Consider the following 24,223-nt stretch of genomic DNA (forward strand, 5'->3'; position numbering starts at 1 on the left):
TAAGGGCATATCATGAAACAATATCTCTATATTATTCAAGCAAGTAAAGAGCCAAGCAAATGTAAGATTGGAATCACAAATGATTTAGAGCGGAGATTGAAAGAATATAATAGTATTACAGGTATATCAGCTGAAAATACATATAGCCTATTATTTGCCGCTGAAGTGAGTAATATGAGAGCATTAGAAAATGATATTAAAATGCAGTTTTCATTTTTGCGAGAGAGAGACAATAAAGAAATCTACTTTTATAATCCAAACCTTTTTGAAATGTATGTGAATTTTATCCTTGAAAGTCCGCATTTTATTAAAAGAGTTGTGTCTAAAGAATCTAAAAAAATGCGTCCCGCAAAATCTAGCCCACAACCCACTATGCAAGATAGGGGAGTTACAAGAAAACTGCTACTAGAACAAGCTAAAAGGGTAAAAAATGATGAGTTTTATACACGCATAGAAGATGTAGAGAAAGAACTCTCAATGTATCCCACTAAAATATGGAAAGATAAAGTTGTATTTTGTAATTGCGATGATGCGATAGGAAGCAATAGAGATTATACAGACTCTTCAGCCTTTGCACTCTATTTTCTTAAACACTTTTTACGATTAAAGCTTATATGCACTCATTATGGAAGTAGAGCAGATTTATTTAACGCAGGGACAAAAGGCTATATCTTTACAAAAGAAGGGGCACATGAGCTTTATAGAAACCCGCTTAATTATACAGGAAGCTTTGATGAGTTAGAATCTCTTAGAATTCTACATGAAGAAGCAGATATTGTTTGCACAAATCCGCCCTTTTCTCGTGCGGCAGATTATTGGCAGATTCTAATAAGAAGTCAAAAGAAATTTATCATTATCTCAAATGTTACAAATTGTATTACCCCTTCGTTTATTCCTTATTTTGTGGATAAAAAAGCATGGGCAGGATATACTAGTGTATATTGGTATCTCAATCCTAAAAGAATCCCGGTGAGGGCAGCAGGACATTTCTTTACAAATTTTCCTATAAAAGATCGCCCTGCTAAAAGCCGCTTAAAGTTTATGCCCTTAGAAGAGATTCCAGATGTGTATAGAATCTTTGATGATAGCGGTGTATTGCTAGTAGATCGCAGCTATATACCAAATGATTATGATAGACCTTTTGCAGTATCAACAAATCCTATTCTAAATGGTGTGTTAGAATGTGGTTTCAAAATCATTATAAAAGAACAATATTTTCCTTATATAAAAGGTAAGAAAAAGTTTGCAAGAGTATTAATACAAAAGACACAAGATTAAGGATTATTATGCAAGAGATTAAAAGCTATGAAGAATATTTAGAATCTATTAAAACGCTAAACCTTTATGCAAAGCATTATTACGAGTTAGATGACCCTATTGCTAGTGATTCTGAATATGATATGCTATATAAGGCAGTGAAGCTTTATGAAGAAAATAATATGGATAAAATCTCAAAAGATTCCCCAACGCAAAGAATAGGCGATAAGATTCTAAAAGATTTTAGTAAAAATAAGCATAAAAGGCGTATGTGGAGTTTAGAAGATGTTTTTAGCTATGATGATTTGTGTGAATGGCTTACAAAGTTGTCCAATGCAATACTTAGAATCCAAAAAAATAGCATAACTCCAACACTTTTTGACACAGATATTGATCAGACAGATTCTATAGATATAAACACCCTGCATTTTTGCATCTCACCAAAATATGATGGCATGAGTCTTAATCTCTTATATGAAAATGGAATCTTACAAAGTGCGACTACAAGAGGTGATGGCGAGATAGGTGAGCTTGTAACACAAAATGCAAAGACCCTGCATTCTCTCCCACATACAATCCCCTTTAAAGGCAGCATAGAGATAAGAGGCGAAGTCGTGCTATCTAAAGAGAATTTTGCGAGACTAAACGAAGAGCAAGAAAGGAATAATAAAGCCCTTTTTGCAAATCCACGCAATGCCGCTGCAGGGAGTATGAGACAGCTAGATCCTAATCTCACAAAAGAGCGTAATCTAAGCTTTGTAGCATGGGGTATAGGCAGTGTTGATATGAAAGAGCTAGAGAAATATGCTAAGAAAACCCATATAGGCTTTTATGATATGCTTATGTTATTACCAGAGTTTGGCTTTAGTCCCTTTAGATATTTAGAAAGAGTGAATGCAGAATCTATTGAGCGTGAGTATCAAAAGATTCTAAATGATAGGGATAACTATCCCTTTATGCTTGATGGCTTTGTGATTGTGCTAGATGATTTAGCCTTGCAGGATAAATTAGGCTTTACACAGAAAGCCCCAAGGTTTGCTTGTGCGTATAAATTCCCCGCAACAGAAGTGGTAATAAATATAGAATCTATTACACCACAAGTTGGCAGGACTGGTATCATTACACCCGTTGCAAACTTTAAGCCCACACCGCTAGATGGTGCATTTATCAGTCGAGCGACATTACATAACTATAAAGAGATTGAGCAAAAAGACATACGCATACGCGATTATTGTCTGCTTGTTAGAAGTGGCGATGTGATTCCAAAGATTACAAAGGTATTGCATGAGAGAAGAAAGGGCGATGAAATAAAGATAGTAAAGCCTACGCATTGTCCAATATGCAGTCATGAGTTAAGCTATGAAGATATTTATATCTACTGCACAAATCCAAATTGCGATGCGATAATCAAGGCAAAACTCATACATTTTGCTTCAAAAAAATGTATGGATATTGATGGGCTAGGCAGTAGCATTATAGAGCTTTTAGTCGATAATGGCGTGATTAAAGAGTGTAAAGACATTTATAGCTTAAAGGAAGAAGACTTTTTAAGGTTTGAAGGATTCAAAGAGAAGAGGGCACAAAATCTTATCAATGCGATTAAAGATAGTGTAGAAAATAGGGAATTTTGGCGGTTTATCCACGCACTTGGAATCTTACATATAGGCGAAGTGGCAAGTAAAAAACTAGCAGACTATGGCTATGAAATCTTTGATTATGATATAGAAAAATTACAAGAGATTGAGGGCTTTGGCAAGGATATGGCACAAAGCTTTTATGACTTTTGTATCCATAATAAAGATTTTATCAATGAAATGCAAGAGATATTAAAGCCACAATTACAAGTAAAAACTACACAGATAAACACAGATTCTATTTTTTATCAAAAGACCTGCGTTATTACTGGCACTTTTAGCTTAAGCAGAGATTCTATAAAGGCAAAGCTAGAAGCACTTGGTGCAAAAGTCTCAAGCAGCATTAGCTCTAAAACAGACTTTCTAATCGCAGGTGAAAAAGCTGGATCAAAACTTAACAAAGCACAAGAATTAGGCATTAAGATTATAGAATCTGGCGAACTCATGCAGATTTTAGAAATGTAGGGATTGTTTGGTGTGTTAAGTGTAAAGGAATGGGTTAAATCTCTTTACTAGTGAATCTTATAAATGCTGATTGCTAAAATCTATGATTATAAGGTAATTGTGAATGATAAAACAGATTTGAAATGCAAAATAAACTTCATTATGGAGCAAGTTATGGCAAAAAATAAAGCAGTATTTTTTGATAGAGATGGTGTGATTAATGTGGATTTATCTTATGTGTATAAAAAGGAAGATTTTAGATTCTATGATGATTTCTTTCCTTGTGTTACACATTTTAAAAAGCAAGGGTATAAGCTCGTTGTAGTTACAAATCAATCGGGAATTGAAAGGGGTTACTACACGATCAAGGACTTTTTATCATTAAGCTCTTATATGCAAGATTACATGCAAGAGCGACTGGGCTTTCGCTTTGATAGAATCTATTTTTGTCCGCTACTACATGATACGATAAGACGCAAACCAGCAAGTGGCATGATTATACAAGCCATGAATGATTTAGATTTAGACCTTAGTAAATCTTGTCTTGTTGGTGATAGATTAACTGATATTATGGCAGCCAAAAATGCAGGTATAACAAAGCGATATTTGCTATGCAGGGATAAAAAGCATGAAAATTCAGCGGAATTAGATAAGGGTGAATATACACTCATTCATACACTTGATGATTTTCTTCCAGACAATTAGCATGTTTAAACTATATATACCCATAAGCTATAAATAAAGTTGTCAAAAGCATGAGTGAAAATCTCGTGTATTTCAGTAAAGAATGTAAATAGTCAATAATAATGGAACGCATAAAGAGGGCAAAACGGCAATTAATTCACATGCCCACCCCCCCCCAAAAATATGCGTGTTAAATGAACGAAAAGGCTTTTCTTCCAAATGGGCTGGGTGTAGATTTAGGGTGTGAAACAAAAGATATCACACCAGCAAAATAAGCATTACACTCTCCTTATTGCATTTGTGGCGATATTATAGGCGAGATTCTTAAACTAGGTTCGGTTTAGATTTTATTCACTCAAAATCTTAATGAGTTTGGATTCAAAATCATTTTTATCTCATAAGATTCTATACCCTATACTCCACGACGCAGTAATGCGGCAGAATTTCTTTTACTCTTTCTGTTAGGATTCTACCTCTCTCAATAATCTCTTTATCGGTTACTTCCACCCAGCCGCCTTTTCCATCAAATTCAAGCTCAAAATAATCATACGCCCATTTACTCAATTCTTCATCAAATTTTTCTATCTCTTCCCTATTGCCTGTTATATCAATCCCCAAGTCATCCTCCAAAACACTTTCAAGCAAAGTCGCACAAGCCTCTTCATCCCACAATCCACAATCATAATCACTTAACACATAGTAATACTTTATCTCCTTTATATCATCTTCACTCTCAACATAAGTCTCTATATACGCATCGCCTTTAAAGTGTGCTTTCAACGCCTTAGCAAGTTCTAATTTTTGCTCATTAAAGGCAGCATACAGCTTTTTTAGAAACTCATCTGCATCATCTTTATACCAATACAGCCCATACTCATCGTGTAGCCTTTGCCACTGCGTAAATTTCCACGCTAAATCTTGCGGTAATCCCAAAAGTTCATACCCAACATTTGGAAATTCTCTTTCTTGCTTTTCATCACTCCAAAGACTCCATATCCCACTACTATAAAATTCCCCCCACACTTGCAAATGCCATTTATGCTTGCAATACTTATCGCCACAGGGCTTAATATTTCTTTTTTGCTCTAATTGCTCTTTATGCTTTTGTAGTAGCTTTTCATATCGCTCTAGCACGCCTTTATTTGGCTCTTTTTTGCTATTTCTCTCCATAATGTCAATAATGCTTTGTGGAATCTCTTTGTAAGTTTCAATCACATTTAATGCCATATTGCGACAGCGAGTTACATGGCTTTGCAGGGCAGTTTCTACAAACTCTAGCCCAATAATCTCATCAAAGTTTCTAAGATTTTGCACGATGAAGCTTATTTCATCATACACCCTAAACTCCGCCCCAAGTCCTAGCTCATCTTTTGGCTCACTTTTTAAAGCCTTCAAGTCAAATCGCTCCTTTGCTAAAGCACAAAGCCTTTTATATCTATCTTTAGAATTTGTAAGCGTGAGTGGATACCACTCTTTAAACTCCGTATTTTCCCTAGCGATGTTAAACATATCCTCCCATATATCAATGCCAAGATGCCTAGCAATGCTCCTTGCATCATAGTTAAATACATCAGCACGGATTTGCCCCTCCCAATCAATCCCGCTATGAAAGGCTAGAGTATTGATAATATCTAGCAGCTCCTTTTTCTGCTTTTCATCATATTCTAGCTCCTCTTCAATCGGGCTAATCAACGCACAAATAATGGCAAATCGCTCTATATTCATCACTTTGTTTTTAGATTCTTCAATAAACAACGCGACTAGTTCTTTAGAATGTGGATAGTCTGCAAAATGCACCTTACTCAAGCCACAAAAGCTTTTTAGCATTTGTCCCGTTGCTGTGTAGATTTTTTCATCAAATCCCCGCTCCTTTATAAACCCTAGCAAATCGCCCTTTTCTAAACACTCAAGCACAATATGATCAATCCCAATCTCACATTGATAGCCTTCAAGCAGCAGCCACTCTCGCTTTTTCTCATCATCAATTTTCACATAGTCCACATAGGCGATTCTCCCCCAGCCCTTTGTGCGTTTTGCTAGATAAAAGATTTCATCATTTTTCTCATTACGCATTAACGCCACGGCGACAAATCTCGCAAACTCATCTGCCAAGCCCAAGTATAAAAGCATAGCTATCTCTTTTTCATCAAGATTGCAAATCCCAAGCACGGCAATGCCAAATTTAATCGCCTCTCTATGCACCCCGCTACGCAGAAATTGCCTAGCCGCAGTGATACAGAAATGCAAAAGCCTCGCATTATTATCCGCCTCATTGATTAGTGCTTCTAAAAAGCCATCAATATACCCAAGCGTTCTATGCTGGATAATAAACATATAAATCCCGCCTAAATGCTTATCTATCAATTCATCGCTTAATGCATCAGAATCCACTTCCGCAAAATGCCTAAACATCGTAAGTAGCGTATCTGCACCATTTTTCTCATCTTTTCCCATAATGCCATCTAACATTCCGGGCATAAAGTTTAGCCCCGCAATCTCTGGCATAGCAATATGCAGACTATCATCATCTGGCAAGTCTTTATCTAAGCCCTCTTGTGTCGCATTTTCTACAATCCACTCAAGCAGCCCCTGCTCCCCGCTTATAATCTTTTCATAGCTTTGCATAATCTTCCTTTTTGTAGTTTGCTTTATTATAGCATTTTAAAAAGTATTGCATGGGATTAATCGTTTAAAATCACAAACTACTAAAAGTCCAAAAATTTTATTTCATTTACTATATATATTAGAATGCACTCCGTCATATTTTTTTGACAAATATTTTATTTACAAGGAGATCGGTATGTCTATTGATAGGTTAATAGTAAAGTTTGCGGATAAGCAAGTAGCTGAAAAGTATGCAAAAGCTGCAGGGGAGGCAAAAAAACAACACAAAACAACATGTTTTGTAGATTCTGCAGAATGGAAAGTGGCAGATATTAAGAATGCTCTTTTAAAAAGTGGCAATGGTGCATTAGTAAGACAATATGGTTTAGAATAGGGAGAATAGATATGGCTAAAAAAATCATCGTATGACTACACAAGCGGAGTTTGATAATCATTCAAATCAGTTAAATCCAACTCACCTAGAATATCAAAAAGTGCATCCAGAATCTAAAAAAACTGGCACCAATGCTTCTAAAGGAAGTAACAATAGTGGTCATAAAGGTAATCCTAAGAAGTAGTTTGGAATCTTGCAAGATGAATTTTTTATTGCGATAGCTTTTAAAGATGTCTATTTAGATAATAGGCAATGGGAAATGTGATTTAAGTCTCTGCGTGAGATGCCGTGTCGCTATAATATGCGATTGCCGTAGAATCTAATGTCTTACACGGATTCTACGATTTGACTTTCTAATTTTAGATTATTGTATTTGCTTCAAATGTATGCAGTTGGTATTTGTTTCGCCCTTTCTTGTTGTAGAAATGGCTTCTCTATCATTTGTCATTTTGCTTGAAATATCTTTTTATGTTCTTGTTTATCGTTTAATATTTTTATTTCTTTAGTTTTGTATTGACTCTTTGTAGAATGCAGTATTCATAATAGCACACCAAAACCATGCGATTGTTATATTTTTAATAACACTCTGAATCTACTTCTCAAAAATAGAATCTAAAAGTCCATTGATAAAATCTTTTTCTTCAAATGCAATGAGTTCATCAGCCTTTTCACCAACACCCAAAAATAGAATGGGCAGTTTAAACTCATGAATAATGCTTAAAATCGCACCGCCCTTGCTTGTGCCATCCATTTTTGTGATGATAACGCCATCAAGTCCTAAGGCTTCATGAAAGATTCTGGCTTGTTCTATACTTGAGCTGCCTTGTGTGCCATCTAGCACTAAAATCTTATGAAAAGGCTTGTTTTCCAAAGCCTTGCTGCATGTTTTTGAGATTTTTATAAGCTCATTTTTAAGATTTGTTTGATTGGGTAGTCGCCCCGCTGTATCGATAATAGCATAATCCATATTCCGTGCTTTTGCAGCATTAATTGTATCAAATGCTAACGCACTAGGATCATGAGCGTGTTTTGTGGTAACAATCTCTACGCCGATTTTCTCACTCCATAGCTGCAACTGCTCGATAGCTGCCGCACGAAATGTATCCCCTGCACCAAGTATTACCTTCTTGTTATTATCCTTAAATCTTTTTGCAAGTTTTGCGATTGTCGTGGTTTTTCCCGCACCATTTACACCGAACACAAGATAGACGATAGGATTTTCTTCTATCTCTTGGAATCTAATCTTATCATAATAGCTTTCCCCGCGAAAAAATCTCTCAATAGCAACACGCAAGGCATCTCTACTGACATTTTCATCGAGATTATCTAGCATTTTTTCAATGATTTCATAATGAATATCTGATTCTATTAGAATCTCTTCTAGCATACTTTTTTCTATCTTTTGTTGTTTTTGTCCTAAAAATCGTGCTATATTTTCTGAAGTTTTCTTAAAAAATGAAAACATGTTTATTCCTTGTCTTAGGGCTATTTAGATTGTAGAGATTCTGTGCTGCTTGGGGCACTTTGACTTAGTGTATTATTTGGTGTCTTTTCTGTCGTGTTAGAATCTAGCTTGTTAGAATCTATTTTATTGTCTTGTGTTAAAAGATCTGTTATCATTTGTTCAAATATCTCTTCTAACACCGCCCCTTCAATGCTTTGTATGATATTATTGTGAGTGTCTTGTAGTATAAATAATGGTGCTTGGTAGTCTCTAATCTCAATATTTAATGTGCGTTTTAGAGAATCTAGAAATAAATCAAGCTTATTATTTGTATCCACAAGATTCACTAAATTTTGACTAAGCGTAATTGGAAAATCTCTGTAACTATTAGCATGTATTGCCTGTTTGCTTAAAATAAATACCTGCAAATTTTTTGAACGATGCAATAAATTGTTAATATGGATAAAAGTTGGCATACACATACTGCAGTCTTTTGGGAAAAAAGCAAATAATTTAACTGCATTGCTAGATAGCATGCTTTGCTTATTTGTCGTGTTTGTAATATGTAGCTGTATTCTGTTATTGATATGTTGCAATGAAATCTTTGCAGTTGTGTTGTTGCTTATATTTGTGAAATCATAAGATTCTGTTTTGCTATCACTTGTCTTATTATCATCAGTATCACTACAACCAAACAAAGCTATAAGTAAGCCAAAGCATAAAGCAAAAAGATATGTGCTATATGATTTTGCATATAGTAAATTATGTGTAAATTCTCGCATATTTCCTCATTGACAGGTTTTAGATTCTAAAAATTAAATGTGAATTATAGCTAAAATAGGCATTTAGCTATAATTATGGAGTGAGTCCTTAAGGCATATCTTTAAAAAGATTCTTTAACGCTATTAAAACATTTTCTTCTACTAAGTCATTTATGTCTTTTTCTGTAATCTCTGATTTACTGCCTAAGTCAGCAATTTGCGAGGATTTTAGATTAAGCTTTGCGTGTTGTGTGCTTGTAAGTGTTGTCAGGCCGCCTTGGTCTGTTGGGATAAGCATAATTGCATGTATGGTAATATCAAAGCTATTATCATGCTTGTCCTGTATAAAACCACTTTCTGTCTGCAATGTTTTTTTTGCTTCTAGCTTTATACGCAAGTTTGCATTGCTATCACTAGACTTTTTAAAACAACTTTTTGTCAAAGCCTTTTTAGCAGTCTTTTCAATCGCTTCTGCCATATCACCCTCTACTTCAAAAGTAGCACTAGCAAAAGTTTTAAAGACTTCGCATTGCGCGATATTCTTTTGTTCTACTTCGGCTTTTTTGGCACAACCACTATTAAGCATGATAGCTGCTAACGCAATACCTAAGATTTTTATTTTAAAAGACATTGTATTCTCCTTGCAAGTTTTTGACTAAACTAAATAGATTCTATAAAGCGGATATTCTACAATAATTTGCTATAATATGCGTTAATTTTTTATATTTTTAAGGAGCATTTATGCCATTACTTGATAGTTTTAAAGTCGATCACACAATTATGCCTGCCCCAGCCGTCCGCCTTGCAAAAAGCATGGAAACACCAAAAGGCGATAAGATTTCTGTATATGATTTGCGTTTTTGTAAGCCGAATATAGAGATATTAGATGAAAAAGGTATTCACACGCTAGAGCATTTATTTGCAGGTTTTATGCGAGATCATCTCAATGGCAAAAATACAGAAATCATTGATATTTCTCCTATGGGTTGTAGGACTGGATTCTATATGAGCGTGATTGGCACACCTAGCGAATATGAGGTAAAAGAGGCGTGGGAAGCAAGTATGCGTGATATTTTGCGTTTAACAAGCGAGGAGCAGATTCCAGAACTAAATATTTATCAATGCGGCACAGCAAAAATGCACTCTCTTCATAATGCACAAAAGATAGCACAAGACATGCTTGATAAGGGCATTGGCGTAATGGATACGCAAAAACTTTTATTGAAAGAATTTTGTCAGTAATGTGGAATCTAAATAGGAAAAAGTATGGCAAAGCAAAAACAATATGATTTAAAGCAATTAGGCAAAGAGACGACATATACTTTCAGCTATGATCCAAATGTCTTAGAATCTGTGCCAAACCCACATCCACAAAGGGATTATTTTATTAAGTTTAACTGCCCAGAATTTACTTCACTCTGCCCCATCACAGGACAGCCAGATTTTGCTACCATATACATTAGCTATATAGCCGACAAACTTATTGTAGAATCAAAATCGCTTAAATTATATCTATTTAGCTTCCGCAATCATGGCGGTTTCCATGAAGATTGTGTAAATACAATCGCAGATGATTTAATTAAACTTTTATCGCCTAGATATCTTGAAGTTTGGGGTAAATTTACACCAAGGGGTGGATTAAGCATAGATCCTTATGTAAATTATGGAAAAGAAAAAAGTGTGTATGCAAAAATGGCAAAAAAGCGTTTATGGCTACATGATTTATATCCCGAAACAATTACAAATCGCTAGGTTAAGATCGTATTGATAGGGTTTTATACTATCATATTTTTATATTTACACACCGCAATTCATTTACAAAGAACACCAATGAAACACAAAGATACACACACCCTTACAATCTCGCCGCATATATATGCCATTTTAAGTAAAAATAAAAATTTACTTGCTTTTTCTGGTGGAGTAGATTCCACCGCGCTTTTTTTTGTGTTAATGGAGTATAAAATAGAGTTTGATATCGCAATTATTGATTATGGCAAAAGATCTCAAAGTAAAGATGAAGTGCTATATGCTAAAAGCCTTGCAAAGCAGTATAAAAAGCAATGCTATACACTCATTTCAGAATCTATTACAAAAGATTTTGAGTATAATGCAAGAAACATTCGATATGATTTTTTTCATAAGATTATAATCACACATAATTATCACAATCTCATCACAGCCCATCATTTTGATGATAGGCTTGAGTGGTTTTTCATGCAGCTTTCTTGTGGTGCTGGGCTAAATACCCTGCTAGGTTTTCATGATATAACAGAACGCATGATAAACAACAGGGCATATTATCTTGTGCGTCCATTTATCACTTACACAAAGCAAGAGATTCTAAACTACAATCACACAAATAATATTAAATACTTCATCGATACAAGTAATAGCGATACAAGCTATAAACGCAATCTGTTTAGACAGCAGCTTTCTGGGCTAATGAATAGGGATTTTGCAAATGGTATCAAAAAAAGCTTTGTGTATTTAGAGAAAGAGAGGGCTAGGCTTTATCCGCATGTTATGGTGTGCATAGATTATAATCTTTTTATATGTAAAAGTCATATACATGAGATTCACACGATAGATATGCTTACAAAGCGACTTGGCTACATTATGAGTGGCAAACAAAAAGATGAGTTGCAACACACACTTTTAAAAAATGGGGCGTGTGTCATGGGTGGCAAAATCGTAATTGCAAAGAATGAATCTTTTATATTTGTAGGCATTGAGATTAGATGGCTTATAAAAGCGTTTTTAGAGAAAAGAAGGGAAAAATATATACATTTTCCTTGTGATATGGAGCATTTATATAGCTTAATAGAAAAAGATTCTATAAAGATTCCAAAACAAGTGAGAGAGAAATATAGAATCCAAAATATCCCTCCTAAAATACGCCCATTGCTTTATATCAATAGCCTTGATATTTGGGAGTAATTTATGGGCTATTATTTAAACCTTATTGTTACTTGGCTACAATACGCTTCATTATTTTATGTAAGGAAAAGCAATGACACAAAAATACGCACTTTTGAGCGTGAGTGATAAGACTGATATTATCCCTTTTGCTAAGGGGTTAATAGAGCTAGATTATAAGATTCTAAGCACAGGTGGGACTCTAAAAGTCTTACAAGAAAATGGTATTGAATCTATCGAGGTGAGTAGCTATACACAGAGTGAAGAAATGTTTGATGGCAGGGTAAAGACGTTGCACCCAAAGATTCATGGTGGAATCTTGCATAGACGAGATAATAAAGAAGATAAATTAAGCGCAGAAAAACATGGAATCTTTAATATCTCTCTTGTATGTGTGAATCTCTATCCATTTAAAGCAACGATAGAAAAGACTGATTGCTTTGATACAATCATTGAGAATATAGACATAGGCGGTCCTAGCATGATACGCGCAGCAGCTAAGAACTTTCAGCATGTAGTAGTCGTTGTAGATTCTAAGGATTATAGCTATATTTTAGAGAATCTAAAAAGTAATAATACGCTAGAGTTTCGCAGAAATTTAATGATGAAGGCCTTTAGCCATACCGCTGAGTATGACTGCATGATAGCAAACTATATGTCTAGTCGCTTTTGTGATGGCTTTGGAGATTCTGTATTTATCACTGGTAAAAAAGTCATGGATACAAACTACGGGGAGAATCCGCATCAAAAAGGCAGTCTCTATGAATACAATGAGTTTTACTCAAAGCATTTTAAAAGCTTAAAAGGTATAGCAAGTTTTAATAATCTCACCGACATGAATGCAGCTATAAAGATTGCAAGTGCGTTTGGTGATAAAGATTGTGTGTGTGTTGTAAAGCATGGTAATCCTTGCGGTTTTAGCCTCAAAGAAAATCTTATAGAATCTTATCGCCATGCCCTGCAGTGTGATAGTGTGAGTGCGTATGGTGGTGTTGTAGCGATTAATGGTGTGCTAGATTTAGAGCTTGCTAAAGAGATTCTAAAAAACTATATTGAAGTCGTTGTAGCAAGCCATGTAACCCCTGAAGCCCTAGAATCTTTTAGTCATAAAAAGCGGATTAAAATCTTTACCTGTGCTAATGAAGCGAATGCCACTAGACTTTATTTTCCACGAGATATGTGGGATTTCAAACATATTGAGGGTGGTTTTGTGTATCAAAATAGCGATTTTATCACGCCAAATGAAGTGAGAGATTCTAAATGCGTGAGTAAAGCAAAGGCGACACAAGCCCAAATGCTTGATTTAGAAATCGCCTATAAAATCGCAAGTCTTACAAAGTCAAACTGCGTAACTTATGTAAAAGATGGCAGCCTTGTTGCCATTGGTATGGGTATGACAAGCCGTGTTGATGCAAGTCATGCGGCTATCAAAAAAGCAGGGGAAATGGGGCTAGATTTAAGGGGCTGTGTGCTTGCTAGTGAGGCATTTTTCCCTTTTAAAGATAGTATAGAACTTGCTGCAAGTGTGGGAGCAAGTGCAGTTATTGAGCCGGGTGGAAGCATAAGAGATGATGAGGTGATACAAGAAGCAGATAAACATAATATCGCACTTTATTTTTCTGGCAAAAGACATTTTTTGCATTAGCATTAATATCGCTTGGATATACCTAGTAGTCCATACACTTAGAATATGATTTTACTGCAAGTAGAAACAGAATTTTATCGACAGATATTTTTTCATGTAGCTTATGTTGCTTTCATGGGTTTTATGTTTGTTCTTAAATGATCGCATACAATGCGAGAATTTATAAAAACCAAAACCACATTACACACAAGTCTTGTGTTTGTCTATAGAAAAATAAATCTGTATTAGCACAAGTGCAGGTGAATAGAAACCGTAACAAAAAACCACAGCCCTATATTTCCAAACACATAGAATATGGCGGAATCTTATTTAATTTTCTTGCTCTTTTCTCTTATTAAGCCATTCATTTAGTCTTGCTACATAACTCCAAAAAAGCGGAATGAAAAATATTGCGATAAAAGTTGCTGCCATCATACCACCAGTAACACCTGTGCCGATAGCATGTCTGCTTGCACTTCCAGCCCCGCTACTTAAAGCTAGAGGCAATACGCCAATACTAAATGCTAAAGAGGTCATAATGATAGGGCGAAATCGTAGTTTTGCTGCACCTATGGCAGATTCTATAATACCTTTTCCTTCTCTTTCATGCAAATGCTGTGCGAACTCCACGATTAAAATTGCATTTTTAGCCGATAAAGCGATAAGCATAACAAGCCCGATTTGAAAATATATGTCATTATCAAGCCCACGCAAAGTGGTCGCAAGGACTGCACCAAAAACTGCAAAAGGCACTGCGGTAAGCACCGATAAAGGCATAAGCCACCGCTCATATTGCGCACACAGAATGAGAAACACAAAAATAAGCCCAAATACAAAGGCAATAGCACCTGTGCCACTTGCATTTTTCTCTTGATAGCTTGAGCCTGAATAGGCTATTGTATAACCCTGCGGTAATACTTCTTTTGCTACTTCTTCAATAGCCCTCAACGCATCGCCACTTGAGTAATCTCCCTTTGCTTGTCCTGTGATTTTCGCACTCATAAAGAGATTGAATCTATCTACAATGTCTGCCCCTGTAACGCGTTCAAATTCCACTAAAGAACTCGCTGGGACTAGATCACCCTTATTTGATTTTACAAATACGCGACTTAAATCTTCTGGTGATTTTCTAAACTCACTTTCAGCTTGGATATTCACTTGATATGTTTTCCCATAAAGGTTAAAGTCATTGACATAATATTGCCCAAAAACGCTTTGCATAGTTGTGAAAACATCGCTTACATTCACACCCATAGATTTTGCTTTTTCTCTATCAAGGGTGATGAAGTATTGCGGGATATTTGGATTAAACATGCTATTTACGCGTGTAAGCTCTGGTCTTTGATTTGCCTTTGCGACAATGAGATTTGTATATTTCTCAAGGTCTTGTATCGTGCCATTATTTCTATCTTGCACATAGATTTCAAACCCACCTGCAAGGGATAAACCACTGATTGCAGGTGCGCCAAATACAATAGCATTTGCTTCAAGTTGTTTATTTAATAGGACATAGAATTTACCCACAATACTTGCTGCACTCTGCTCTCTCTTGCTCCAGTCTTTCAAGGTTGTAAAGATGATAGCCCCACTTGTCCTTGCTGCACCAGCAAGCATGTCATAACCTGCAATCAAAAAGCTATAATCAATATTTGGATCTTGCCCTAAGAAAGATAATGCCTTTTTACCCTCTACAATTGTGCGTGAGAGTGAAGCAGCAGGTGGTAGTTGCAATGAAGTTATGACAATACCTTTATCTTCGCTTGGGACAAGACTTGTTGGTAGCTTTTTAAATAATCCCCAAGTAACGCCAATGATTGCAATAAAACAAAGTGTGAGAATCCCACCCCTACGCAACGCCCTTGCGATTTGTTTTCCAAACTTAAAGGTAAGCCAGTCAAATACATCATTGAATCTTTTTACGATATAAAATGGTTTAGGCTCTTTTGCCTTTAAAATAGACACACATAAAGCAGGGGTTAAAGTCAATGCAACAAAGCCAGAAATAACCACAGAAATAACAATAGTAATTGCAAACTGCTTATAAATTGCCCCAGTAAATCCACCGATAAATGCCACCGGGATAAATACAGAACAAAGCACTAATACAATAGCTACAACAGGTCCTTGAATCTCACTCATAGCCTTTAGTGTCGCCTCTTTTACTGAATATTTTTCTCCATTTTCATTTGTTTCTGTATGTAAGATTCTCTCTACATTTTCAATCACAATAATGGCATCATCTACAACAATACCAATGGCAAGTATTAGTCCAAAGAGTGTTAAAAGATTGATTGAGAATCCAAGTGCATACATACCCGCAAATGCCCCTACAATAGACACAGGGATAGCAATAACAGGGATAATAGTCGCACGGAAATTTTGTAAGAAAAAATACATGATAATAATAACGAGCACAATGGCTTCTACGAATGTTTTAATCACTTCTTTGATTGAGATTCTAACGAATGTAGTCGTATCATACACATTGTTGTATTGTATCCCATTTGGGAAGTTTTCTGCTAACTCTTCTAGTTTTTTTGCAACGCCATTTGCCACATCAAGCGCATTTGCACCCGGTTGAGCTGAGATACCAAACCCAACAGATTCTTTACCTTTAAATAGTGGGCTAACGCTATAATCTTTTGCTCCAAGCTCTATTTTTGCCACATCTTTTAGACGCAATGCACTACCATCGGCATTTGATCTAATGATAATATTGCCAAATTCATTCGCACTAATAAATCTTCCATGCGTGCTTACAGAATAGGTAAAAGCAACTTTATCATTTAGCGGCTCTGCACCGAATGAACCTACTGCAAATTGTGAGTTTTGCTCAGAGATTACTTGTGCTACTTCACTTGGTGAAAGATTATTTTGTGAGAGTTTATCAATGTCAAGCCAGATTCTCATAGAATAATCACGATTGCTAAAAACGATGACATCACCCACGCCCGGCACTCTTTTTAGCTCATTTACAACATTGAGTAAGGCGTAGTTTGCCACATAGGTAGAATCATGGATTGCATTATCAGAATACATAGCATAGATAGCAAGTAGTGTTGAAGATTTTTTATAGACATTTACACCCACTCTTTGCACCTCTGCAGGAAGCCTTGAGAGTGAAGACTGCACGCGGTTATTGACATTTACCATTGCCATATCTGCATTTGTGTCATTGCTAAAATATACACTTATGCTTACAACCCCACTTGATGATGACGATGACTTCATATACAGCATACCCTCAACACCATTAATGCTATCTTCTAGCACACTTGCCACAGTGTTTGCAACAACCTCAGCACTAGCACCTGTGTATGTTGCCTGCACGACAATTTCATTTGGCACAACTTGGGGATATTCCTCCACCGGTAAAATATAGATAGAGATCGCACCAACAAGTGTCAGCACTATGGATAAAACCATAGCAAAAATAGGGCGATTGATACAAAACTTTGACATCAAATCCCCCCTTTATCCGTATATAGAATCTGCTTTGCTAGATTCTATATACTTGTCATATTGAGCCTTTGAAAAAGGCGAAATATCTTGTTGAGATTCTATCTTGGATATTCCGCTATGTTTAACATGATAAGTGGAAGTAGATTCTATATTATGCTGCATAAAACTCACACTTTTTGTATCTTTAGAATCTTGTGTGCTTGCATTAACAGGCATAGTTGGGCGGATTTTTGATAATTGATTGATGATAAGCAAGTCGCCATTTTTAAGCCCATCAAGGATTAAGACTTCATTATTTGGCAGATTCTGTCCTAGCGTTACCCTTGCTATCTCTGCTTTATTGTCCTTTGCGATAAATACATAGCTTCCATCTTTATCTTGTAAAAGTGCACTTTGTGGTATTGTGATGGCATTTTGTGCTTCAAAGCCTTTTAGTCTCACACGCATAAATTCATTTGGTATAAGTTTGTGTTCATCATTATCCACAATCGCCCTTGCTTTGATTGTAGCTGTTTGTGAATCTAGCACACTATCGATAAAATCTAGTTTGCCAACTTTGCCATAAGCCTTACCATTGCCTAACACAAACTCAACTTGTATGCTACTATCTTCCAACCCTCTCATAAAGTAATAATCTCTGCTAGGGATAGAAAACTCCGCATAAATAGGGCTTAACTGCGTAATAGTCGTCAATACATCTTGACCGCTTGTGCCGACAAGATTCCCAACATCATATTTTCGCATACCAGCCCTACCGCTAATACTTGCTACCACATCAGTATAACCTAAATCAATCTTAGCATCTTCAAGGGCTGCTTTTGTATTGGCTAGATTTGCTTGAGCTTGTAAGTAGTTTGCCCTTGAAGTATCGTATTGATCTATGGTATATACGCCCTGCTTATACAGGCTTTCCACTCTTTTCCAATCGCGATTTGCTTTTACAAAACTTGCCTCTGCGGAATGATATTGTGCTTTTGCTTGATTCACCCTTGCTTGATAGCGTGCCGCATCAATCTTAAAGAGTAACTGCCCCTTTTCTACAATATCACCCTCTGTGAAATTCTTTGTTAAAAGTGTGCCTTGCACCCTTGCATATACATTCACACTTTGGATACTTTTCAGTCGTGTTGGATACTCAAAGTTTAAGGCTACATTTTTTGATTCTATATTTTTTACTTGGACTTGCAAGGCTGGGATTTCTTGTGCTTGTTGTGTGGAATCCTTGCAGCCTACAAACATTACAAGCATAATCACACAGAAAATCATAAATGAGAATTGAAAAGCTTTCATTGTGTTAGCTTTTATGATTCTATATCTTGCCTGTGTGTAAAAAACATAGAATAGTTGTATATATGATTGTATGCCTTTTTGCATAATTTACTCCTTTTGCAAATGCTTTATTTATCTATACTTCAATAAAAAACTTTGTATTCTAGCTTGATTTTGTAAATATTTGCGTATGCAAATAATTCTTTTTTGCATACTTTTTAATTTTTTATTTAGAATCTAGCAAGGCATTTTTACACAAGTATTTCAAAATATGGAACTTTTGCTTGAATAAACGCATATCAAAATGCACTCTTAGTTTCTAGAATAATAAAAATATCAGTAAATATGTAGTCGTTTATGGAATCTGAATCTTATGTTAATAGCTAGATTTTATGCCTAGTGTAGCAAACTTGCATACAATCTTACATGCCTTAAGAGTCTGGTAAAATATAAGAACTATAGGAAAATATGCTAAAGTCACAATTTCATTTTTTCACTTTAGAATCTTTACTATTTTATATGGCAAAAGGGGAATTTATGAGCGTTTTATTTACTAGCACATTTTTTGGCATTTCGCTTTTATATGCAAATCTACACGCAAAAGTATTGAATGAATGTGTCAGTGATACGCATAGGCAAAGAGGCTGCATTGAGAAAATGTATTGGCTGACAGAAATTGGTGAGAGTGCTATTGTAAGATTTCAAGTGCCTTATCATAATGGCAAAAGAGAGGGATTATACAATACTTTAATGAGAGTGGAAATCTTGATATTGAGGTATTATACAAAAATGATAAAAAATGGTTTAGAAATAATCACATAGTTCAAATAGGTGAGAAGGCTCTAGTTCTGAGACACCATATAAAGATGGTAAAAAACATGGCATAGAAAAAGTGTATAGTGTTGATTATATAAGGACGTTGGTTGGGGAAGGCATACTTATCCGTGAAACCCCTTATATAGACGATAAGCAACACGGCATGGAAAAAGAGTATTATTTAGAAGAAGAGGGAAAGATACGCAGTGAAGTGGAATATAAGAATGGTAAATTAGAAGGTATTACAAAAGGGTATTATAAAAACGGGTAACTCGCGTATTCTGCAACATATAAAGATGATAAAAGGCATGGTGTAGAAAAGTGGTATTATGATGATGGGGCATTGTTGCGTGAGAGTGCATATATAAATGGAGAGAAAAATGGCATAGAAAAAACATACTATAGAAACGGGAATCTATCATCACAGGCTAACTATGAGAATGGCAAGAGAGTGGGTATTACAAAAACATATTATAGCAATGGGAATCTTTTAAGTGAGAGAGAGTATAAAAAAGATGAAATAGGGACAAAATATTATAATGAGAAAGGGGAAATAGGCTTAGAAGTCATTTTCATTGTATCCATTAAGTTTCTATCATGGGTTTAAATTCTCCGTATGTAAAAACGGCAAAGTCCTAACAAAAGACGAACAAAAAGATATAATTAGAATAAGCAATATATTCTCAGATTTTTCGCACATATATCATTCCGAGTCGGATGCTATTTGGATTAGCCTACTATCTGACAGACCTATAACAAGCCAAGAAGTATGGTATAACAGACATAATTACACAATATATGATAAATACCTCGATGTTTGTGGTGAATAATCTAGCTGATTGTGCCATCTCATGCGTGCTGACACACCGGCCTATGATAAGTCATCGCACATGATGGGTGTTGCCATAGCGGTAACGCTAGCAATGATTGTAAAACAATTGGCAACTTTATTCCCACACAAGCAACTTGCCAATCATAATAACTAGAAACTAACCTATATGCTTGATTTGGCTGTGTCCAATACAATGTGTTTCTTTCAGACTCCATGTCATTTAATCTCTGCGCTCATTTTTACACAATGCGTATTCCGCATATCTATCAAAACATTTCTACAATATTTTTTTATAATTTAAATATTATAGTAAAAAGTGGATTACATATTGACTTATTATCATTTAATATACTATAATGATAAAGTTAATTTGAAATTGTATCAAATTATCAAAATATTTTATTATATAGGAGCATAGTATGTTATCAGCTGAAGTTACAAAAAAATTAAATGAGCAAGTTGCAAAAGAAATGTTTGCATCAAATCTGTATTTAAGTATGAGTTCATGGTGTTTTCATAACAGATTAGATGGTGCGGGGCAGTTTTTATTTTCACATGCAGGACAAGAAAGCGACCATGCTAAAAAGCTAATCACTTATCTTAACGAAACAGATTCTGTTGTGGAGCTACAAGCGATAGAAAAGCCAGAATCTAACTTCAAAAATTTACTTGATGTGTTTGAAAAAACTTATCAACATGAGCTATCGATCACAAAATCGATTAATGATCTTGTAAGTTTTATGCTAGAAAATAAGGATTATTCAACTTTTAACTTTTTGCAGTGGTATGTAGCAGAGCAGCATGAAGAAGAGGCATTGTTTCGTGGCATAGTGGATAAAATAAAGCTTATCGGCGAACAAAGCAATGGGCTTTATTTAGCAGATCAATACATTAAAACACTTATAGGCAAGTAAGTATAGATTCTGTGTAACTCTCAAAGTCTTAATCTAGATTAAGACTTAGCTTTTTTATAAATTTTATTGCATTAATGGAATTAAAAGATTTTAATTCCATTGCTCTCATTGTCATCATCTTTCTAATCGCATAATATCTGTCAATATAGATTCCAAACATATTTAATGCAGGGAATCCAAGTCATTTTAAGTCATATACCTTAATTAGAATCTATTTTCCAAAACTATCTTAACTTGATAACTCAAAGCATAGTAATTATATATGATTCTGAAAATATATACAAAATAGAGAAATAAAAAAAACACTCTATGATTCTCACTATCTTATTGCAAGAACCACAAAGTCTTCTAATGCAAAATAAATAATTAAAAAGTATAGGAATACATGAGTACATAAGTAATATCTGTCGATATTTGTCCTGCTGTGCCAATAGTATTATATGGTATCCTAGTAATACCATCAAGCCTACTTCTACCACCATCAAACACCATGCCTAGCCCCACATGAAAGTATCCCAAAAATCCACCATTCTTATAAGTGCCATACCGCTCTGTATATCCAGCACTACTGCCAACAAGCACACCAAAGCCAAATGGCTCTGTCTGGATAAAATCCCACATCACATCCAATCCAACCCCACCAAAATAGCTTGTCTGCGTATTATCAAAAATGCCATTCAGCCTTACGCCAAAAGTCTTATGAAAAAAGTAGCTATATCCAAGTGCTACACTCGCATTTACCTGCAATGCTTTCGTGTCAACATTATGTGTGAAGTTTATACCCACGCCAACTTGCACGCTGCTTTTTGCCCTACGGATTTTATTGTCAATATCATATTCAAACGAATCTCCACCAGCAAGCTCAAGCTGTTCCACATCAGCTTTTTCGCCCACAGATAAATCACCTTCAGCAAACAACAAAGAGACTACACATAAACACATAAACAGCACTTTACAGCAACGCACAACACACTCCAACCAACAAAATAACTAGATTCTAAAATACACTAACTAAACGCCTATACAAGCAAAAGAGATTCCAAAATATCAATCCAATTACCAATCAATATATCATTCTGTATTTTACACATATATGTCAAAAATATTCACAAATACAGCGGTTTGCTTGCAAAACTATGGAACGACTAAGCAAAAAAAGATTCTAAACTTACATTGATTTAAGCAAATAGTATTTCTCTAAGAAAATCTATGAAATCCTACTATAAAATAACTCGCAATGCAAGTGTTTTGCATAAATCCCTATTTAAATTACTCATATTTGAATCTCTCTATTAGAATCTAAAGCACATTGCCTGCTATAATCACAACGGATTAATTTATAACAAAGCCATTCTCTTAAAACAAACAAATGCTATAATAGACGGATTCAAATCTATGGGGGTTATCATTTATGCTACTTTATAATAAACTCTATAAACATATATTATACATTCTTATCATAAGTATCTTTATAGGCAATAGCACGAGGGCTTGTGAATCTTTTATTCGTTATATATCCGATGGGGATTTGTTGAATGAAAACATGCCTTTTTCTAAAAATATGACCTATTTGAGTGCTATTAGTAATATTTTTGGAGCAGAATATGGATATGGCTTTAGTCTATCTTCACATAGCACAGATTCTATTATGATGGATAGACAACTTCCAGCCCATCATCTTGCATTTGATATAGGGTGGATGGGGATTGGCGGGTCATCTTGTAGAATCTTAGATTTTGGTGTAAAGGGTAGATATGAGTATGGCTTTGATGCAAGAAGTTATGGCACACATAGATTTGGCATTGAGACATATTATCATCCGCCTCTGTTTAACATTCAAGGTTGGCAAATTGCAAGTGTAGTATTTGGGGTTGGTGGCAGACTTGATAATATGGGTATAAATGGTGGGACATATATAGATGCTGGTCTGCTTATTTTACCAAGTAGCCCCGTGCATGCTTCACTCATATTTAGAAGCGATTTTATCACAAATGCCCCTACGCAACACTCCGTGCAGCTCTCACTTCGCTTTTCATTTGCGGTATATCCAGCTGCTGCTATAACGGCTGTTGCCCTACCGATTTATATCCCAGCTGCTTTGATAGCACCCGCTTTTAATAAGTAAGTGATTAAACTTATAATCCCTAAAAAATCGCAAATTCCACAAGGAAATTATGCTCGATAGGCTGTATATTCAAAGCATTTGGTTGAAAAAAACTCGCACGATATAATAAGTTTGCATTAATAACAAAGTATTTAAAAAGCCCAACACCCACTTCTACATAATACCCTGTTGTTTCGTTTAAAGATAGATTCTGTGCTTGAGTATTATTTTTTGCAAAGATTGCCCCACCGCCGATAATAAGCGAAAGGGGCTGTGGTGCATGACGAAAAAGATCAGTCGTGCTACATGGGAAATGAAAATAAAGCTCCGTCCCAACAAGATGGCTTTTAATAATAGAATCATTAAACATGTATTTAACTCTTACGCCCATATCAAAAATATGATCAATGCCATCAAATGCGTTATAAAAACTCGATAGATAGTTCCAGCCCACACTCCCACCGATATTATAGCCTGTGGAATTGCGATTGATACTTGTATTTGTGCCAATGTGAAATGATACAAGCTGCAATGGTCCCCCACCAAGCATACGCCAATCATAATTTCCACCATAATTTTGCGAAAATAAATAATTTGTATTTATAAACATGATAAATAAAACAACATGCAGATAATATTTAAGCATATTGCGAAACATTGCATTCCTTTTTATAGGTTTTTTGCAAAGGATTCTATATTGTTTTTGTAAATTTAACATATATTGTTTTGTGGTTGCATAAGGGGGCATTTTGTTTCCAATGAGTAAGTTTCAAAGAAATTATTCTATGTTAAGTTTTATTTTATTTCCCATGCAAATACTTGCTTTTAGGCATTTTGCGGCAAATATAAAGTTTATTTTATAGTTTTCCTATATTATCGTATAGACATGTTGTAATACATCATGCAATAGATTTTTATTTCACGATCTTTTAGTAATCCAAATAGAATGCCTTGTTAGTTTTCTACCAATATCGCAATACTACAATCATCAAAGCTTTTTTGCTCTTTTACTTTTTCTATAAGATTTTCTATATCTTGTTGTTTTTTGGCTTTATCTTGTC

22 protein-coding genes and 1 pseudogene are annotated in these 24,223 nt (G+C 35.3%); 15 read left to right on the plus strand and 8 right to left on the minus strand.

What is annotated here, in order from left to right:
• Window positions 1–12: 12 nt before the first annotated feature.
• From C6H08_RS04785 to C6H08_RS04795, 3 genes are all read left to right on the plus strand, one after another.
• Window positions 13–1,278 (plus strand): adenine-specific methyltransferase EcoRI family protein, encoded by a 1,266-nt coding sequence (locus tag C6H08_RS04785; RefSeq protein ID WP_034580545.1) that lies wholly within the window; start codon window positions 13–15, stop codon window positions 1,276–1,278.
• Window positions 1,279–1,286: 8 nt separating this feature from the next.
• A complete protein-coding gene (gene ligA / locus C6H08_RS04790; RefSeq protein WP_034580543.1) occupies window positions 1,287–3,356 on the plus strand; it encodes an NAD-dependent DNA ligase LigA in 2,070 nt (689 codons plus the stop codon).
• A gap of 153 nt (window positions 3,357–3,509) precedes the next feature.
• On the plus strand, window positions 3,510–4,040 hold the full coding sequence (locus tag C6H08_RS04795; RefSeq protein ID WP_034565920.1) for a D-glycero-alpha-D-manno-heptose-1,7-bisphosphate 7-phosphatase: 531 nt from the start codon (window positions 3,510–3,512) through the stop codon (window positions 4,038–4,040).
• A gap of 384 nt (window positions 4,041–4,424) precedes the next feature.
• Here C6H08_RS04795 and C6H08_RS04800 read toward each other — a convergent pair whose 3' ends face one another.
• Window positions 4,425–6,644 carry a hypothetical protein gene (locus C6H08_RS04800; RefSeq protein WP_034580540.1) on the minus strand — a complete coding sequence of 740 codons (2,220 nt, stop codon included), beginning with the start codon at window positions 6,642–6,644 and terminating at the stop codon, window positions 4,425–4,427.
• A gap of 175 nt (window positions 6,645–6,819) precedes the next feature.
• Between C6H08_RS04800 and C6H08_RS04805 the strand changes: the two genes are divergently transcribed.
• Window positions 6,820–7,017: a hypothetical protein gene (locus C6H08_RS04805; RefSeq protein WP_034563131.1), complete on the plus strand. Its 198-nt coding sequence runs from the start codon at window positions 6,820–6,822 to the stop codon at window positions 7,015–7,017.
• A gap of 31 nt (window positions 7,018–7,048) precedes the next feature.
• A complete protein-coding gene (locus tag C6H08_RS11245) occupies window positions 7,049–7,201 on the plus strand; it encodes a hypothetical protein (RefSeq protein WP_158656808.1) in 153 nt (50 codons plus the stop codon).
• A gap of 408 nt (window positions 7,202–7,609) precedes the next feature.
• On the opposite strand, the gene ftsY is transcribed toward C6H08_RS11245, so the two are convergent.
• The 3 genes from ftsY to C6H08_RS04820 form a co-directional block, all read right to left on the minus strand.
• Window positions 7,610–8,482, minus strand: a complete 873-nt coding sequence (gene ftsY, locus C6H08_RS04810; RefSeq protein WP_034580538.1) for a signal recognition particle-docking protein FtsY — start codon at window positions 8,480–8,482, stop codon at window positions 7,610–7,612.
• 20 nt (window positions 8,483–8,502) lie between these two features.
• Window positions 8,503–9,243, minus strand: a complete 741-nt coding sequence (locus tag C6H08_RS04815; RefSeq protein ID WP_034580536.1) for a hypothetical protein — start codon at window positions 9,241–9,243, stop codon at window positions 8,503–8,505.
• 88 nt (window positions 9,244–9,331) lie between these two features.
• Window positions 9,332–9,853 carry a hypothetical protein gene (locus tag C6H08_RS04820; RefSeq protein WP_034563125.1) on the minus strand — a complete coding sequence of 174 codons (522 nt, stop codon included), beginning with the start codon at window positions 9,851–9,853 and terminating at the stop codon, window positions 9,332–9,334.
• A 110-nt stretch (window positions 9,854–9,963) separates the two neighbouring features.
• On the opposite strand from C6H08_RS04820, the gene luxS reads away from it, so the two are divergent.
• The 4 genes from luxS to purH all read left to right on the plus strand — a co-directional run bounded on the left by luxS (window position 9,964) and on the right by purH (window position 13,786).
• On the plus strand, window positions 9,964–10,464 hold the full coding sequence (gene luxS / locus C6H08_RS04825; RefSeq protein WP_005220079.1) for an S-ribosylhomocysteine lyase: 501 nt from the start codon (window positions 9,964–9,966) through the stop codon (window positions 10,462–10,464).
• A 24-nt stretch (window positions 10,465–10,488) separates the two neighbouring features.
• Window positions 10,489–10,974, plus strand: coding sequence for a preQ(1) synthase (queF, locus tag C6H08_RS04830; protein WP_034563124.1), 486 nt, complete (start codon window positions 10,489–10,491; stop codon window positions 10,972–10,974).
• Between the two features lie 78 nt (window positions 10,975–11,052).
• Window positions 11,053–12,162: a tRNA lysidine(34) synthetase TilS gene (gene tilS, locus C6H08_RS04835; RefSeq protein ID WP_052092701.1), complete on the plus strand. Its 1,110-nt coding sequence runs from the start codon at window positions 11,053–11,055 to the stop codon at window positions 12,160–12,162.
• 73 nt (window positions 12,163–12,235) lie between these two features.
• Window positions 12,236–13,786: a bifunctional phosphoribosylaminoimidazolecarboxamide formyltransferase/IMP cyclohydrolase gene (purH, locus tag C6H08_RS04840; protein ID WP_034563122.1), complete on the plus strand. Its 1,551-nt coding sequence runs from the start codon at window positions 12,236–12,238 to the stop codon at window positions 13,784–13,786.
• 309 nt (window positions 13,787–14,095) lie between these two features.
• Here purH and C6H08_RS04845 read toward each other — a convergent pair whose 3' ends face one another.
• Window positions 14,096–17,227 (minus strand): efflux RND transporter permease subunit, encoded by a 3,132-nt coding sequence (locus C6H08_RS04845; protein ID WP_034580533.1) that lies wholly within the window; start codon window positions 17,225–17,227, stop codon window positions 14,096–14,098.
• A gap of 12 nt (window positions 17,228–17,239) precedes the next feature.
• Window positions 17,240–18,475 carry an efflux RND transporter periplasmic adaptor subunit gene (locus tag C6H08_RS04850; RefSeq protein WP_080732206.1) on the minus strand — a complete coding sequence of 412 codons (1,236 nt, stop codon included), beginning with the start codon at window positions 18,473–18,475 and terminating at the stop codon, window positions 17,240–17,242.
• A 558-nt stretch (window positions 18,476–19,033) separates the two neighbouring features.
• Between C6H08_RS04850 and C6H08_RS04855 the strand changes: the two genes are divergently transcribed.
• The 5 genes and pseudogenes from C6H08_RS04855 to C6H08_RS04865 all read left to right on the plus strand — a co-directional run bounded on the left by C6H08_RS04855 (window position 19,034) and on the right by C6H08_RS04865 (window position 21,058).
• Window positions 19,034–19,318: a hypothetical protein gene (locus C6H08_RS04855; protein ID WP_138154559.1), complete on the plus strand. Its 285-nt coding sequence runs from the start codon at window positions 19,034–19,036 to the stop codon at window positions 19,316–19,318.
• 70 nt (window positions 19,319–19,388) lie between these two features.
• Window positions 19,389–19,583 carry a toxin-antitoxin system YwqK family antitoxin gene (locus C6H08_RS11250; RefSeq protein ID WP_052092696.1) on the plus strand — a complete coding sequence of 65 codons (195 nt, stop codon included), beginning with the start codon at window positions 19,389–19,391 and terminating at the stop codon, window positions 19,581–19,583.
• A 39-nt stretch (window positions 19,584–19,622) separates the two neighbouring features.
• A pseudogene (locus tag C6H08_RS12525) lies at window positions 19,623–19,676 on the plus strand (hypothetical protein); the annotation flags it as partial.
• Complete coding sequence (locus C6H08_RS12530; protein WP_052092695.1) at window positions 19,659–19,919, plus strand: toxin-antitoxin system YwqK family antitoxin; 261 nt, start codon at window positions 19,659–19,661, stop codon at window positions 19,917–19,919. The pseudogene C6H08_RS12525 and the gene C6H08_RS12530, both read left to right, overlap by 18 nt.
• Before the next feature lie 644 nt (window positions 19,920–20,563).
• On the plus strand, window positions 20,564–21,058 hold the full coding sequence (locus tag C6H08_RS04865) for a ferritin (protein WP_004088183.1): 495 nt from the start codon (window positions 20,564–20,566) through the stop codon (window positions 21,056–21,058).
• Window positions 21,059–21,424: 366 nt separating this feature from the next.
• Here C6H08_RS04865 and C6H08_RS04870 read toward each other — a convergent pair whose 3' ends face one another.
• Entirely contained in the window at window positions 21,425–22,000 is a 576-nt protein-coding gene (locus C6H08_RS04870) for a hypothetical protein (protein ID WP_233708489.1), read from the minus strand.
• A 589-nt stretch (window positions 22,001–22,589) separates the two neighbouring features.
• On the opposite strand from C6H08_RS04870, the gene C6H08_RS04875 reads away from it, so the two are divergent.
• On the plus strand, window positions 22,590–23,183 hold the full coding sequence (locus tag C6H08_RS04875) for a hypothetical protein (RefSeq protein ID WP_233708490.1): 594 nt from the start codon (window positions 22,590–22,592) through the stop codon (window positions 23,181–23,183).
• A gap of 19 nt (window positions 23,184–23,202) precedes the next feature.
• Here C6H08_RS04875 and C6H08_RS04880 read toward each other — a convergent pair whose 3' ends face one another.
• Window positions 23,203–23,820 carry a hypothetical protein gene (locus tag C6H08_RS04880; RefSeq protein ID WP_034580798.1) on the minus strand — a complete coding sequence of 206 codons (618 nt, stop codon included), beginning with the start codon at window positions 23,818–23,820 and terminating at the stop codon, window positions 23,203–23,205.
• Window positions 23,821–24,223 lie beyond the last annotated feature (403 nt).

The organism is Helicobacter bilis, from assembly GCF_900198365.1.
Classification (GTDB): domain Bacteria; phylum Campylobacterota; class Campylobacteria; order Campylobacterales; family Helicobacteraceae; genus Helicobacter_A; species Helicobacter_A bilis_B.

Bases quoted from the DNA above. Each gene is read 5' to 3' on its own strand.
- C6H08_RS04785 (WP_034580545.1), top strand. From the start codon at position 13: ATGAAACAATATCTCTATATTATTCAAGCAAGTAAAGAGCCAAGCAAA.
- ligA (WP_034580543.1), top strand. From the start codon at position 1,287: ATGCAAGAGATTAAAAGCTATGAAGAATATTTAGAATCTATTAAAACG.
- C6H08_RS04795 (WP_034565920.1), top strand. From the start codon at position 3,510: ATGGCAAAAAATAAAGCAGTATTTTTTGATAGAGATGGTGTGATTAAT.
- C6H08_RS04800 (WP_034580540.1), bottom strand. From the start codon at position 6,644: ATGCAAAGCTATGAAAAGATTATAAGCGGGGAGCAGGGGCTGCTTGAG.
- C6H08_RS04805 (WP_034563131.1), top strand. From the start codon at position 6,820: ATGTCTATTGATAGGTTAATAGTAAAGTTTGCGGATAAGCAAGTAGCT.
- C6H08_RS11245 (WP_158656808.1), top strand. From the start codon at position 7,049: ATGACTACACAAGCGGAGTTTGATAATCATTCAAATCAGTTAAATCCA.
- ftsY (WP_034580538.1), bottom strand. From the start codon at position 8,482: ATGTTTTCATTTTTTAAGAAAACTTCAGAAAATATAGCACGATTTTTA.
- C6H08_RS04815 (WP_034580536.1), bottom strand. From the start codon at position 9,243: ATGCGAGAATTTACACATAATTTACTATATGCAAAATCATATAGCACA.
- C6H08_RS04820 (WP_034563125.1), bottom strand. From the start codon at position 9,853: ATGTCTTTTAAAATAAAAATCTTAGGTATTGCGTTAGCAGCTATCATG.
- luxS (WP_005220079.1), top strand. From the start codon at position 9,964: ATGCCATTACTTGATAGTTTTAAAGTCGATCACACAATTATGCCTGCC.
- queF (WP_034563124.1), top strand. From the start codon at position 10,489: ATGGCAAAGCAAAAACAATATGATTTAAAGCAATTAGGCAAAGAGACG.
- tilS (WP_052092701.1), top strand. From the start codon at position 11,053: ATGAAACACAAAGATACACACACCCTTACAATCTCGCCGCATATATAT.
- purH (WP_034563122.1), top strand. From the start codon at position 12,236: ATGACACAAAAATACGCACTTTTGAGCGTGAGTGATAAGACTGATATT.
- C6H08_RS04845 (WP_034580533.1), bottom strand. From the start codon at position 17,227: ATGTCAAAGTTTTGTATCAATCGCCCTATTTTTGCTATGGTTTTATCC.
- C6H08_RS04850 (WP_080732206.1), bottom strand. From the start codon at position 18,475: ATGCTTGTAATGTTTGTAGGCTGCAAGGATTCCACACAACAAGCACAA.
- C6H08_RS04855 (WP_138154559.1), top strand. From the start codon at position 19,034: ATGAGCGTTTTATTTACTAGCACATTTTTTGGCATTTCGCTTTTATAT.
- C6H08_RS04865 (WP_004088183.1), top strand. From the start codon at position 20,564: ATGTTATCAGCTGAAGTTACAAAAAAATTAAATGAGCAAGTTGCAAAA.
- C6H08_RS04870 (WP_233708489.1), bottom strand. From the start codon at position 22,000: ATGTGTTTATGTGTAGTCTCTTTGTTGTTTGCTGAAGGTGATTTATCT.
- C6H08_RS04880 (WP_034580798.1), bottom strand. From the start codon at position 23,820: ATGTTTCGCAATATGCTTAAATATTATCTGCATGTTGTTTTATTTATC.